General features: G+C 70.4%; 10 protein-coding genes. All 10 read left to right on the forward strand.

What is annotated here, in order from left to right:
* The first annotated feature begins 56 nt into the window (after positions 1 to 56).
* The 10 genes from AC07EJ_RS18600 to AC07EJ_RS18645 all read left to right on the forward strand — a co-directional run bounded on the left by AC07EJ_RS18600 (position 57) and on the right by AC07EJ_RS18645 (position 13,087).
* Entirely contained in the window at positions 57 to 1,679 is a 1,623-nt protein-coding gene (locus tag AC07EJ_RS18600) for a carboxyl transferase domain-containing protein (RefSeq protein ID WP_389477173.1), read from the forward strand.
* A 19-nt stretch (positions 1,680 to 1,698) separates the two neighbouring features.
* Positions 1,699 to 3,651, forward strand: a complete 1,953-nt coding sequence (locus AC07EJ_RS18605) for an acetyl/propionyl/methylcrotonyl-CoA carboxylase subunit alpha (RefSeq protein WP_389477528.1) — start codon at positions 1,699 to 1,701, stop codon at positions 3,649 to 3,651.
* Positions 3,648 to 4,619, forward strand: coding sequence for a hydroxymethylglutaryl-CoA lyase (locus AC07EJ_RS18610; RefSeq protein WP_389477171.1), 972 nt, complete (start codon positions 3,648 to 3,650; stop codon positions 4,617 to 4,619). The genes AC07EJ_RS18605 and AC07EJ_RS18610 overlap by 4 nt, the downstream gene beginning before the upstream one ends.
* Before the next feature lie 11 nt (positions 4,620 to 4,630).
* Entirely contained in the window at positions 4,631 to 5,791 is a 1,161-nt protein-coding gene (locus AC07EJ_RS18615; RefSeq protein WP_389477526.1) for an acyl-CoA dehydrogenase family protein, read from the forward strand.
* 152 nt (positions 5,792 to 5,943) lie between these two features.
* A complete protein-coding gene (locus AC07EJ_RS18620; RefSeq protein ID WP_393582107.1) occupies positions 5,944 to 6,987 on the forward strand; it encodes an ABC transporter substrate-binding protein in 1,044 nt (347 codons plus the stop codon).
* A 5-nt stretch (positions 6,988 to 6,992) separates the two neighbouring features.
* Positions 6,993 to 7,880, forward strand: coding sequence for a siderophore-interacting protein (locus tag AC07EJ_RS18625; RefSeq protein WP_478884545.1), 888 nt, complete (start codon positions 6,993 to 6,995; stop codon positions 7,878 to 7,880).
* 153 nt (positions 7,881 to 8,033) lie between these two features.
* Positions 8,034 to 9,485, forward strand: coding sequence for a lysine decarboxylase DesA (gene desA, locus AC07EJ_RS18630; RefSeq protein ID WP_478884546.1), 1,452 nt, complete (start codon positions 8,034 to 8,036; stop codon positions 9,483 to 9,485).
* Positions 9,469 to 10,749: a lysine N(6)-hydroxylase/L-ornithine N(5)-oxygenase family protein gene (locus AC07EJ_RS18635; RefSeq protein ID WP_478884547.1), complete on the forward strand. Its 1,281-nt coding sequence runs from the start codon at positions 9,469 to 9,471 to the stop codon at positions 10,747 to 10,749. The genes desA and AC07EJ_RS18635 overlap by 17 nt, the downstream gene beginning before the upstream one ends.
* Positions 10,746 to 11,306 carry a GNAT family N-acetyltransferase gene (locus AC07EJ_RS18640; RefSeq protein ID WP_389477161.1) on the forward strand — a complete coding sequence of 187 codons (561 nt, stop codon included), beginning with the start codon at positions 10,746 to 10,748 and terminating at the stop codon, positions 11,304 to 11,306. Before AC07EJ_RS18635 ends, AC07EJ_RS18640 begins: the two co-directional genes overlap by 4 nt.
* Positions 11,303 to 13,087 carry an IucA/IucC family protein gene (locus AC07EJ_RS18645; protein WP_478884548.1) on the forward strand — a complete coding sequence of 595 codons (1,785 nt, stop codon included), beginning with the start codon at positions 11,303 to 11,305 and terminating at the stop codon, positions 13,085 to 13,087. The genes AC07EJ_RS18640 and AC07EJ_RS18645 overlap by 4 nt, the downstream gene beginning before the upstream one ends.
* The last annotated feature ends 59 nt before the right edge of the window (positions 13,088 to 13,146 follow it).

Consider the following 13,146-nt stretch of genomic DNA (forward strand, 5'->3'; position numbering starts at 1 on the left):
AGGGAAACGCGTTAACGCTCATTAACCGAGCGAGAGCCGATCGAGGGGACTGCGCAATGCAGGAGGCACCGGAGCTGACGAGCGCGGCCGATCCCGCGTCGGAGGCCTGGAAGGCCAACGAGGCGGCGCACGAGGCGCTGGCCGACGAGCTCCGCGGCAAGCTGGCCGCGGCCCGGCTCGGCGGCGGCGAGCGGGCCCGCGCCCGGCACACCGCGCGCGGCAAGCTGCTGCCGCGCGACCGTGTGGACACACTGCTGGACCCGGGCTCCCCGTTCCTGGAGCTGGCGCCGCTCGCGGCCGACGGGATGTACGGGGATCAGGCCCCGGCCGCCGGGGTGATCGCCGGAATCGGGCGGGTCAGCGGCCGCGCGTGCGTGATCGTCGCCAATGACGCGACGGTCAAGGGCGGCACGTACTACCCGATGACGGTGAAGAAGCACCTGCGCGCCCAGGAGGTGGCCCTGGAGAACAGGCTGCCGTGCGTCTACCTGGTGGATTCGGGCGGCGCCTTCCTGCCCATGCAGGACGAGGTCTTCCCCGACCGCGAGCACTTCGGGCGGATCTTCTACAACCAGGCGCGGATGTCGGGGGCCGGGATCCCCCAGATCGCGGCGGTCCTCGGCTCGTGCACGGCGGGCGGGGCGTACGTCCCGGCGATGAGCGACGAGGCCGTGATCGTGCGCAATCAGGGCACGATCTTCCTGGGCGGCCCACCGCTGGTGAAGGCGGCCACGGGTGAGGTCGTCACCGCCGAGGAGCTGGGCGGCGGCGAGGTGCACTCGCGGATCTCGGGCGTCACGGACCATCTCGCCGAGGACGACGCGCACGCGCTGCGGATCGTACGGACGATCGTCTCGACGCTCCCGGAGCGCGGCGAGCTGCCCTGGTCGGTCACCCCGGCGGTGGAGCCGAAGGTCGATCCGGCAGGGCTGTACGGCGCGGTGCCGGTCGACTCGCGTACCCCGTACGACGTGCGGGAGGTCATCGCGCGCGTGGTGGACGGCTCGCGGTTCGCCGAGTTCAAGGCGGAGTTCGGGCAGACCCTCGTCACCGGCTTCGCCCGCATCCACGGCCACCCGGTCGGGATCGTCGCGAACAACGGCATCCTGTTCTCCGAGTCCGCCCAGAAGGGCGCGCACTTCATCGAGCTGTGCGACCAGCGCGGCATCCCGCTGGTGTTCCTCCAGAACATCTCGGGCTTCATGGTGGGGCGGGACTACGAGGCGGGCGGCATCGCCAAGCACGGCGCCAAGATGGTCACGGCCGTCGCCAGCACGCGCGTACCGAAGCTGACCGTCGTCGTCGGCGGGTCGTACGGGGCGGGCAACTACTCGATGTGCGGCCGGGCCTACTCGCCGCGCTTCCTGTGGATGTGGCCCAACGCCAAGATCTCCGTGATGGGCGGCGAGCAGGCCGCCTCCGTCCTCGCGACCGTGAAGCGCGACCAGCTGGAGGCGCGCGGCGAACAGTGGCCCGCCGAGGACGAGGACGCCTTCAAGGCGCCGATCCGCGCCCAGTACGAGGAGCAGGGCAGCGCCTACTACGCGACGGCCCGGCTCTGGGACGACGGCGTGATCGACCCGCTGGAGACCCGGCAGGTCCTCGGCCTCGCCCTGACCGCCTGTGCCCACGCGCCACTGCCGGAGAAGTCCGGCGGCTTCGGCGTCTTCCGGATGTGAGGGGAGGGACCCCATGAGCATGTTCGACACCGTCCTTGTGGCCAACCGAGGCGAGATCGCCGTCCGCGTCATCCGTACGCTGCGGGCACTCGGCATCCGCTCGGTGGCCGTGTACAGCGACGCGGACGCCGACGCCCGCCATGTGCGGGAGGCCGACACGGCAGTCCGCATCGGGCCGCCGCCCTCCGGGGAGAGCTACCTCCGCGTGGACCGCCTCCTGGAGGCGGCGGCGCGCACGGGCGCGCAGGCCGTCCACCCGGGCTACGGCTTCCTCGCGGAGAACGCCGCGTTCGCGCGGGCCTGCGCCGACGCCGGCCTCGTCTTCATCGGCCCCTCCGCCGACGCGATCTCCCTCATGGGCGACAAGATCCGCGCCAAGGAGACGGTGCGGGCGGCCGGGGTCCCGGTCGTGCCCGGCTCGTCCGGCAGCGGCCTGACCGATGCCCAACTGGCGGACGCGGCGCGGGAGATCGGCATGCCCGTCCTGCTCAAGCCGTCCGCGGGCGGCGGCGGCAAAGGCATGCGGCTGGTGCGTGACGAGACGCTGCTCGGCGACGAGATCGCGGCCGCGCGCCGCGAGGCCCGCGCCTCCTTCGGCGACGACACGCTGCTCGTGGAGCGCTGGGTCGACCGCCCCCGGCACATCGAGATCCAGGTCCTGGCCGACGGCCACGGGCACGTGATCCACCTGGGCGAGCGCGAATGCTCCCTCCAGCGCCGCCACCAGAAGGTCATCGAGGAGGCGCCGAGCGTCCTGCTCGACGAGGCGACGCGCGCGGCGATGGGCGAGGCCGCGGTGCAGGCGGCCCGCTCGTGCGGGTACCGCGGCGCGGGCACGGTGGAGTTCATCGTGCCGGGCAACGACCCGTCCTCGTACTACTTCATGGAGATGAACACCCGCCTCCAGGTGGAGCACCCCGTCACGGAGCTGATCACCGGGGTCGACCTGGTGGAGTGGCAGCTGCGGGTCGCCTCCGGTGAGCAACTGCCGTACGCGCAGGACGACATCGAGCTGACCGGGCACGCGGTCGAGGCCCGGATCTGCGCCGAGACCGTGTCCGTCAAAGAGGGATCGCGCGGCTTCCTGCCGTCGGGCGGCACGGTCCTCTCGCTGCGCGAGCCGCAGGGCGACGGGGTGCGCACCGACTCCGGGCTGAGCGAGGGCACGGAGGTCGGGAGCCTGTACGACCCGATGCTGTCGAAGGTCATCGCGTACGGCCCGGACCGGGCGACCGCCCTGCGCAAGCTGCGTGCCGCCCTCGCAGAGACGGTCACGCTGGGCGTGCCGACGAACGCCGGGTTCCTGCGGCGGCTGCTCGCGCACCCGGCGGTCGTGGCGGGCGAGCTGGACACGGGGCTCGTGGAGCGCGAGGTGGACGGCCTGGTCGAGACCGAGGTGCCGGTCGAGGTGTACGAGGCGGCCGCCGCGGTCCGCGAAGCCGCCCTGGCGCCGTCCGGCGGGGGCTGGACCGATCCGTTCGCGCAGCCGACCGGCTGGCGCCTCGGCGGCACGCCCGCGCCACTCGACTTCCACCTCAAGGCATCGGGACTCGAACCCGTCACGCACCGCACGCGCGGCACCCACACCGTCACCGCGGACCGGGTCACCGTCCACCTGGACGGTCTCACCCACACCTTCCACCGGGCCGGTGACTGGCTCGGCAGGGACGGGGACGCCTGGCACGTGCAGGACTTCGACCCGGTGGCGGCGTCCCTGACCGGCGCCGCGCACTCCGGCGCCGACTCCCTCACCGCACCGATGCCCGGCACGGTCACCGTCGTGAAGGTGGCCGTCGGGGACGAAGTGGCCGCCGGACAGAGCCTGTTGGTGGTCGAGGCGATGAAGATGGAGCACGTCATCTCCGCCCCGCACGCCGGCACCGTGGCCGAACTGGACGTCACGCCCGGCACGACCGTCGCGATGGACCAGATCCTCGCGGTCGTCACGCCGCACGAGGAGATGACGGCATGAGCACCCCTGCATCCCCCGCATCCACGGCAACGACCGCACTGCCCATGGTCGTGGCCTCCCAGGATCTGCCCGCGCGCGTGCGGATCCACGAGGTCGGCGCGCGCGACGGACTGCAGAACGAGAAGGCGACGGTGCCCACGCAGGTGAAGGCGGAGTTCATCCACCGCCTCGCGGCCGCGGGCCTGACCACCATCGAGGCCACCAGTTTCGTGCACCCCAAGTGGGTGCCTCAACTGGCGGACGCGGAGGCCCTGTTCCCGCTCCTGAAGGACATCGAGCCGCGCCCGCACCTGCCCGTCCTCGTGCCGAACGAGCGAGGCCTGGACCGTGCCCTCGCACTCGGCGCGCGGCGCGTCGCCGTGTTCGCCAGCGCCACGGAGTCGTTCGCCAAGGCCAATCTCAACCGGACGGTGGACGAGGCGCTCGCCATGTTCGAGCCGGTCGTGACCCGCGCCAAGGAGGGCCGGGCGCATGTGCGCGGCTACCTCTCCATGTGCTTCGGGGACCCCTGGGAGGGCGCCGTCCCGGTCCACCAGGTCGTCCGGGTCGCCAAGGCCCTGATGGACATGGGCTGCGACGAGCTGAGTCTCGGCGACACGATCGGCGTCGCGACGCCGGGCCACGTCCAGACGCTCCTGGCCGAGCTGAACGAGGAGGGCGTGCCGACGAACACGATCGGCGTGCACTTCCACGACACGTACGGCCAGGCCCTGTCCAACACCCTCGCGGCGCTCCAGCACGGAGTGACCACCGTGGACGCCTCCGCGGGCGGCCTCGGCGGCTGCCCCTACGCGAAGAGCGCCACCGGAAATCTCGCCACCGAAGACCTCGTGTGGATGCTTTCGGGCCTCGGCATCGAGACCGGGGTCGACCTCGGCCGTCTCACCGCCACCAGCGTGTGGATGGCCGAACAGCTGGGCCGGCCCAGCCCGTCCCGCACCGTCCGCGCCCTCTCCCACCAGGAGTGATCCCCATGTCCCTGGACCACCGCCTCTCCCCCGAACTCGAGGAACTCCGCCGCACGGTGGAGGAGTTCGCGCACGACGTCGTCGCCCCGAAGATCGGCGACTTCTACGAGCGGCACGAGTTCCCGTACGAGATCGTGCGGGAGATGGGCCGCATGGGCCTGTTCGGGCTGCCGTTCCCGGAGGAGTACGGCGGCATGGGCGGCGACTATCTCGCCCTCGGCATCGCCCTGGAGGAGCTGGCCCGGGTCGACTCGTCCGTGGCCATCACCCTGGAGGCGGGCGTCTCGCTGGGAGCCATGCCGATCCACCTGTTCGGCACGGACGCCCAGAAGGCCGAGTGGCTGCCCCGGCTCTGCTCCGGCGAGATCCTCGGCGCGTTCGGCCTGACCGAGCCGGACGGCGGCTCGGACGCGGGCGCGACCCGCACGACGGCGCGGCTCGACCCCGACACCGACGAGTGGGTCATCAACGGCAGCAAGTGCTTCATCACCAATTCCGGCACGGACATCACCGGCCTGGTGACGGTCACCGCGGTCACCGGCCGCTCTCCCGAGGGCAAGCCGCAGATCTCCGCGATCATCGTGCCGTCCGGCACCCCGGGCTTCACGGTCGCGGCCCCGTACTCGAAGGTCGGCTGGAACGCCTCCGACACCCGCGAGCTGTCCTTCGCCGACGTGCGCGTCCCGGCGGCGAACCTGCTCGGCGAACAGGGCCGCGGCTACGCCCAGTTCCTGCGCATCCTGGACGAGGGCCGCATCGCCATCGCCGCGCTCGCCACGGGGCTCGCGCAGGGCTGCGTAGACGAGTCGGTCAAGTACGCCAGGGAACGGCACGCGTTCGGCCGCCCGATCGGCGCCAACCAGGCGATCCAGTTCAAGATCGCCGACATGGAGATGAAGGCCCACATGGCCCGCGTCGGCTGGCGCGACGCCGCGTCCCGTCTCGTCGCGGGCGAGCCCTTCAAGAAGGAGGCGGCGATCGCGAAGCTCTACTCCTCCACGATCGCCGTCGACAACGCGCGCGAGGCCACGCAGGTCCACGGCGGCTACGGCTTCATGAACGAGTACCCGGTGGCCCGCATGTGGCGCGACTCCAAGATCCTCGAGATCGGCGAGGGCACGAGCGAGGTGCAGCGGATGCTGATCGCGCGGGAGTTGGGCCTGACGGGCTGAGAGGGCACTGCGCGCGGACTCGGGCGGCTGCCGCCTCGGCGGCTGCCCGAGCAGGCTGCGACGGGGACCCTCTGGACAACAGCTTAGGTTAGGTTAACCTAAGCCAGAACCCGGCCAGCGGCCCTCCGTACGTCACGAAAGCAGCCACTGTCATGCCCCATGCCCGTCTCACCACCCCTTCCCGTCGCGGCATCCTCGCCGCGGGCGGCGCCCTCGGCCTCACCGCCGCGCTCGCCGCCTGTGGCAGCGATTCCAAAGACAGCGGCTCGGGCGCCAAGTCGGGCAGCGCCAAGTCCGGCCCCTGGTCCTTCAAGGACGACCGCGGCACGACCGCGAAGGCCGACAAGGTCCCGGCGAACGTCGTCGCGTTCACCAGCGTCGCCGCCGCCCTGTGGGACTACGGCATCGAGTGCAAGGGCGTCTTCGGCCCGACGAAGACCTCGACCGGCAAGGCCGACGTCCAGGCCGGCGACATCGACGTCGACAAGGTGACGATCATCGGCAACGAGTGGGGCCGCTTCAACATCGAGAAGTACGCGAGCCTCGCCCCGGACCTCCTCGTCACCACCGTGTACGACACCGCCGGCACCCTCTGGTCCGTCCCGCTGGAATCGAAGGACAAGATCCTCAAGCTGGCCCCGGCCGTCGGCATCTCCGTCTACGACCGCCAGATGACTCAGCCGCTCCAGCGCCTGCTCGAGCTCGCCGAATCGCTCGGCGCCGACGTGAAGGCCGACAAGGTCGTCAAGGCCAAGCAGCGCTTCGAGGCCGCTGCCGCACGCCTGCGCAAGGCCGCCAAGGCGCACCCCGACATCAGGGTCCTCGTCGGCTCCGCGAGCCAGGACATCTTCTACGTCTCCGGGACGAACCTCTCCGCCGACCTGGAGTACTTCAAGTCGCTCGGCGTGAACTTCGTCGAGCCCTCGGAAAAGGCGAAGAAGGCGTCCGGCGGCTGGTTCGAGAACCTGAGCTGGGAGAACATCGACAAGTACCCGGCCGACGTCATCATGATGGACAACCGCACGGCCACCATCCAGCCCGCCGACCTCGACAAGGCGACCTGGAAGAAGCTGCCCGCCGTCAAGGCCGGCCAGGTCATCCCGCGCGTCACCGAGCCCATCTACTCGTACGCCAAGTGCGCCCCGATCCTCGAGGACCTCGCCGAGGCGATCGAGAAGGCGAAGAAGGTCGGCTGACACACATGACGACGACCGAGTCCCCCGCGATCGCACCCTTCCGATTCTTCGACCTCCAGGTAGCGCGGACGCGGCGGCTCGGTCCGTCGTTGCAGCGCGTCACGTTCACCGGGCCCGGCCTCGTGGACTTCCATGCCGGAGGCCGCGACCAGAGCCTGTCGCTGTTCCTGCCGCGGCCGGGCCAGGACGCTCCTGTCCTGCCGCCCGCCGAGCCGGGTGACGACGGCCGCGCCTGGCACGCCGCGTACCGGGCGCTCCCGGACGACGTGCGCGCCGCGATGCGCTCCTACACGGTCAGCGGGCAGCGCCGCACGCCCGGCGAACCCGGCGAGATCGACATCGACTTCGTCCTGCACCACGACGGCCCCGGCGGCGCGGGCCCCGCCTGCGTCTGGGCCGAGGCGGCGGAGCCCGGTGACCGCGTGACGGTCCTCGGCCCGGCCGTCGCCGACAACACCGCCGTACGCTGCCGCCCCCACGAGGGCGCCGACCACATCCTGATGTGGGGCGACGAGACCGCCCTGCCCGCAGCACTCGGCATCCTCGCCTGGCTGCCGCCGGGACTGCCCGCGCACGTGTGGCTGGAGGTCCCGCACCGCGAGGACATCCCGGACGTCGCGACCGCGGGCGACGTCACCGTCACCTGGCTCGTGCGTGACGAGAAAGCGCCGTCCGCGCTGGAGGCGATCCGCGCCACCGAACTGCCGGACGCGTCGAGCCCGTACGCCTGGCTCGCGGGCGAGTCCGGAACCATGAAGGAACTGCGCCGCCACCTCGTGCGCGAACGCGCCTACGACAAGCGGTCGGTGACGTTCGTCGGCTACTGGCGCAAGGGGCTCAGCGAGGACGGGCTGCGCGTCGCCGAGGCCCAGGAGGCGGCCACCGAGGGCTGACCGGCAGCAGGTTCCGGCCACTGAAGAGGGGCGGGGTCGCTAGCGCAACTTAGGTTAGGCTAACCTAAGTCAGGTGCTGGGACCTCGCCCCTTTCCCATGCCGCCCGTCTTCCCCGCTCACCCGCATTCCTGCCCCCACCCGGAGGACCGTTCATGCGCTCGCACCTGCTCAACGACACGACCGCGGAGCACTACCGCCGTTCCGTGACCGAGGGAATCGAGCGGGTGGCGGCCAAACTCGCCGCCACCGAGCGGCCGTTCACCGGGGTCACCGTCGACGAGCTCGCACCCCGGATCGACGCCGTCGACCTGGACACGCCGCTCCTCGACACGACCGCCGCCCTGGACGAGCTCGAAGAGGTCTACCTCCGCGACGCCGTCTACTTCCACCACCCGCGCTACCTCGCCCACCTCAACTGCCCGGTCGTCATCCCGGCCGTGGTCGGCGAGGCCGTGCTCTCCGCGGTCAACTCCTCCCTCGACACCTGGGACCAGTCCGCCGGCGGCACCCTCATCGAGCGCAAGCTCATCGACTGGACCACTAGCCGCATCGGCCTCGGCCCCGCCGCCGACGGCGTCTTCACCTCCGGCGGCTCCCAGTCCAACCTCCAGGCGCTGCTGCTCGCCCGCGACGAGACCAAGTCCGAGAACCCCGAACACCCCACGAAAATGCGGGTGTTCGCCTCCGAGGTCAGCCACTTCAGCGTCAAGAAGTCCGCCACGCTCCTCGGGCTCGGCCCCGACGCCGTGGTCACCATCCCCGTCGACCGCGACAAGCGGATGCAGACCGTCGCCCTCGCGCGTGAGCTGGAGCGCTGCCGCGAGGAGGGCCTCGTACCCATGGCGGTCGTCGCCACCGCCGGGACCACCGACTTCGGCTCCATCGACCCGCTCCCCGAGATCGCCGAGCTCTGCGACCGGTACGGCACCTGGATGCACGTCGACGCCGCGTACGGCTGCGGGCTCCTCGCCTCCGTCAGGAACCGGCACCTCCTCGACGGCATCGAGCGCGCCGACTCCGTCACCGTCGACTACCACAAGTCGTTCTTCCAGCCCGTGAGTTCGAGCGCGGTCCTCGTCCGGGACGCGGCCACCCTGCGCCACGCCACGTACCACGCCGACTACCTCAACCCGCGCCGCATGGTCACCGAGCGCATCCCCAACCAGGTCGACAAGTCCCTCCAGACGACCCGCCGCTTCGACGCGCTCAAGCTGTGGATGACGCTGCGCGTGATGGGCGCCGACGGTGTCGGGCAGCTCTTCGACGAGGTGTGCGACCTGGCGGGCAAGGCCTGGGAGCTGCTCGCCGCGGACCCCCGGTTCGACGTCGTCGTCGAGCCGCAGCTGTCCACCCTCGTCTTCCGCCACATCCCGGCCGGAGTCACCGACCCCGCCGAGATCGACCGCGCCAACCTGTACGCCCGCAAGGCCCTGTTCGCCTCCGGCGACGCCATCGTGGCGGGCACCAAGGTGGGCGGCCGCCACTACCTCAAGTTCACCCTGCTCAACCCCGAGACCACCGTCGACGACATCGTCGCGGTCCTCGATCTGATCGCCGGCCACGCCGAGCAGTACCTGGGAGAGAACCTTGTCGAAGCTTCCTGAGTCCCCTGATCCCCTCGACTTCATCGGGATCGGCCTCGGCCCCTTCAACCTCGGCCTGGCCGCCCTCACCGAGCCGATAGCCGAACTGAACGGTGTCTTCCTGGAGTCCAAGCCGGACTTCGAGTGGCACTCGGGGATGTTCCTCGAAGGCGCCCACCTCCAGACCCCGTTCATGTCGGACCTGGTCACGCTCGCCGACCCGACCTCCCCGTACTCCTTCCTGAACTACCTCAAGGAATCGGGGCGGCTGTACTCCTTCTACATCCGCGAGAACTTCTATCCCCTGCGGACCGAGTACAACGACTACTGCCGCTGGGCCGCCGCGAAACTCACCAGCATCCGCTTCGGCACGACCGTCACGCGGGTCTCGTACGACGAGATCGCCGAGGTGTACGTCGTGAGCACCGAGGGCGGCGAGACCTACCGTGCGCCGCGCCTCGTCCTCGGCACCGGCACCCCGCCGCACATCCCCGAGCCCTGCCGGGGTCTCGGCGGCGACGCGATCCACAACTCCCGCTATCTGCAGCACAAGCAGGAGCTCCAGCAGAAGGACTCGATCACCCTCGTCGGCAGCGGCCAGTCCGCAGCGGAGATCTACCTGGACCTCCTCAGCGAGATCGACGTCCACGGCTACCGCCTCAACTGGGTCACCCGCTCCCCGCGCTTCTTCCCCCTCGAATACACGAAGCTGACGCTGGAGATGACGTCCCCCGAGTACGTGGACTACTTCCACGCGCTGCCCGAGGAGACCCGCTACCGCCTGGAGGGCCAGCAGAAGAACCTCTTCAAGGGCATCGACGGCGACCTCATCAACGAGATCTTCGACCTCCTCTACCAGAAGAACCTGGCCGGCCCCGTCCCCACCCGTCTGCTCACCAACTCGGCTCTACAGAGCGCGAGTTACGAGAACGGTATGTACACGCTCGGCCTGCGCCAGGAGGAGCAGGGCAAGGACTTCGAGCTGCGCACCGACGGCCTGATCCTGGCCACGGGCTACAAGTACGAGACGCCCGCCTTCCTGGAGCCGGTCCGCGACCGGCTCAACTGGGACAGCCGGGGCCGCTTCGACCTCGCCCGCAACTACTCCGTCGACACCACGGGCCGCGGCGTGTTCGTCCAGAACGCCGGCGTGCACACGCACTCGATCACCTCGCCCGACCTGGGCATGGGCGCGTACCGCAACGCGTACATCATCCGTGAGCTGCTCGGCACCGAGCACTACCCCGTAGAAAAGACCATCGCGTTCCAGGAGTTCGCCGCATGAGCACCCCCACCGGCACCCCCACCGGCACCTTCGGCATCCGCCCCCTCGATCCCGTCGCGGACGCCGAGCTGCTGCACCGCTGGGTCACCGACCCCAAGGCCGCGTTCTGGCTGATGCAGGACGCGAAACTGCAGGACGTGGAGCGCGAGTACATGGCGATAGCCGCCGCCGAGCACCACGACGCGTTCATAGGCCTCCACGACGGCGAGCCCGCCTTCCTCATGGAGCGCTACGACCCGGCGCACGTCGAACTCGTCGGCCTGTACGAGCCCGAGCCCGGCGACGTCGGCATGCACTTCCTGACGGCGCCCAGCGACGTCCGCATCCCCGGCTTCACCCGCGCCGTGATCACCACGGTGATGGAGTACCTGTTCGCCGACCCGGCGGCCCGGCGCGTCGTCGTCGAGCCCGACGTGCGCAACAAGGCCGTGCACGCCCTGAACGAGGCCGTCGGCTTCGTCCCCGAGCGCGTCATCCAGAAGCCGGAGAAGCAGGCGCTGCTCAGCTTCTGCACGCGCGAGCAGTTCCTCGCCGCCGCGGAGGTGGCCGCCGTATGACGCTCCCCGACGCCGTCGCCCACCTCTCCCCCGAGCGCTGGGCCGAGGCCAACCGCCTCCTCATCCGCAAGGCACTCGCCGAGTTCACCCACGAGCGCCTCCTCACGCCCGAGCCCCTCGGGGGAGAGGTGGGTGACGACCGGTACGCCGTGCGCTCCGACGACGGCGCGACCGAGTACCGCTTCACCGCCCGCCGCCTGCGCCTCGACCACTGGCAGGTGTCCGCGGACTCCGTCTCACGCCACCGCGACGGCTGTGAACTCCCGCTCAGCGCAATGGAGTTCTTCGTCGAGCTGAAGACCTCGCTCGGCCTGAGCGACGCGATCCTGCCGGTCTACCTGGAGGAGATCTCCTCCACGCTCTCCGGTACGTGCTTCAAACTGACGAAGCCGGACGTGACGTCCGCGGAGCTGGCCGCGTCCGGCTCCTTCCAGGACATCGAGACGGGCATGACCGAGGGCCACCCGTGCTTCGTCGCGAACAACGGCCGGCTCGGCTTCGGCGTCCACGAGTACCTCTCGTACGCCCCCGAGACCGCGAGCCCCGTACGCCTGATCTGGCTGGCGGCGACGCGCGAGCGGGCCGCGTTCACGGCGGGCGTCGGCCTGGACTACGAGTCGCTGCTCTGTGCCGAGCTGGGCGAGGAGACCCTTGCCCGCTTCGACGGCATCCTGCGCGACCAGGGCCTCGACCCGGCCGGCTACCTGCTGATCCCGGTCCACCCCTGGCAGTGGTGGAACAAGCTGTCCGTCACCTTCGCGGCCGAGGTCGCGCAGCGGCACCTGGTGCTCCTCGGCGAGGGCGACGACGAGTATCTGGCGCAGCAGTCGATCCGTACGTTCTTCAACGCGACGTCCCCGTCGAAGCACTACGTCAAGACGGCGCTGTCGGTCATCAACATGGGCTTCATGCGCGGCCTTTCGGCGGCGTACATGGAGGCGACCCCGGCGATCAATGACTGGCTCGCCGGGCTCATCGAGAACGACGAGGTGCTGAAGGGCACGGGGCTCACCGTCATCCGTGAGCGCGCGGCCGTCGGCTACCGGCACCTGGAGTACGAGGCGGCCACCGACCGCTACTCGCCGTACCGCAAGATGCTGGCGGCGCTGTGGCGCGAGTCGCCGGTGCCGACGCTGCAGGACGGCGAGCGGCTCGCCACGATGGCGTCGCTGCTGCACGTGGACCGCGAGGGCCGCTCCTTCGCCGGGGCCCTGATCGAGCGCTCGGGCCTGACGCCGAGTCAGTGGCTGAAGCCGTACCTGAAGTCCTACCTCACCCCCCTGCTCCACAGCTTCTACGCCTACGACCTGGTGTTCATGCCGCACGGCGAGAACGTCATCCTGGTCCTGGACGAGCGCGGCGTGGTGCAGCGGGCGATCTTCAAGGACATCGCCGAGGAGATCGCGGTGATGGACACGGACGCGGTGCTCCCGCCGAAGGTGGACCGTATCCGCGCCGAGGTCCCCGACGACATGAAGCTGCTGTCCATCTTCACGGACGTCTTCGACTGCTTCTTCCGCTTCCTGGCGGCGAACCTGGTCGAGGACGGCGTCGTGGACGAGGACACGTTCTGGGCCGCGGTCGCCGACTGCGTGCGCGACTACCAGCGGTCGGCGCCCCAACTGGCGGAGAAGTTCGCCCGGTTCGACATGTTCGCCCCGAGCTTCGCGCTGTCCGCGCTGAACCGGCTCCAGCTGCGCAACAACGAGCAGATGGTGGATCTGGCGGACCCGTCGGGCGCGCTGCAGCTGGTCGGTGACCTGGAGAACCCGATCGCGTAGGCGTGTGCGGTACCCCTGCAGACCGAAAGGGGCTCGGGAGACGGTCCTCCCGAGCCCCT

The organism is Streptomyces sp. NPDC045026 (assembly GCF_056432625.1).

What these genes read in the sequence shown, in the direction of transcription:
- AC07EJ_RS18600 (WP_389477173.1), top strand. Translation starts at nt 57, where the DNA reads ATGCAGGAGGCACCGGAGCTGACGAGCGCGGCCGATCCCGCGTCGGAG.
- AC07EJ_RS18605 (WP_389477528.1), top strand. Translation starts at nt 1,699, where the DNA reads ATGTTCGACACCGTCCTTGTGGCCAACCGAGGCGAGATCGCCGTCCGC.
- AC07EJ_RS18610 (WP_389477171.1), top strand. Translation starts at nt 3,648, where the DNA reads ATGAGCACCCCTGCATCCCCCGCATCCACGGCAACGACCGCACTGCCC.
- AC07EJ_RS18620 (WP_393582107.1), top strand. Translation starts at nt 5,944, where the DNA reads ATGCCCCATGCCCGTCTCACCACCCCTTCCCGTCGCGGCATCCTCGCC.
- AC07EJ_RS18625 (WP_478884545.1), top strand. Translation starts at nt 6,993, where the DNA reads ATGACGACGACCGAGTCCCCCGCGATCGCACCCTTCCGATTCTTCGAC.
- desA (WP_478884546.1), top strand. Translation starts at nt 8,034, where the DNA reads ATGCGCTCGCACCTGCTCAACGACACGACCGCGGAGCACTACCGCCGT.
- AC07EJ_RS18640 (WP_389477161.1), top strand. Translation starts at nt 10,746, where the DNA reads ATGAGCACCCCCACCGGCACCCCCACCGGCACCTTCGGCATCCGCCCC.
- AC07EJ_RS18645 (WP_478884548.1), top strand. Translation starts at nt 11,303, where the DNA reads ATGACGCTCCCCGACGCCGTCGCCCACCTCTCCCCCGAGCGCTGGGCC.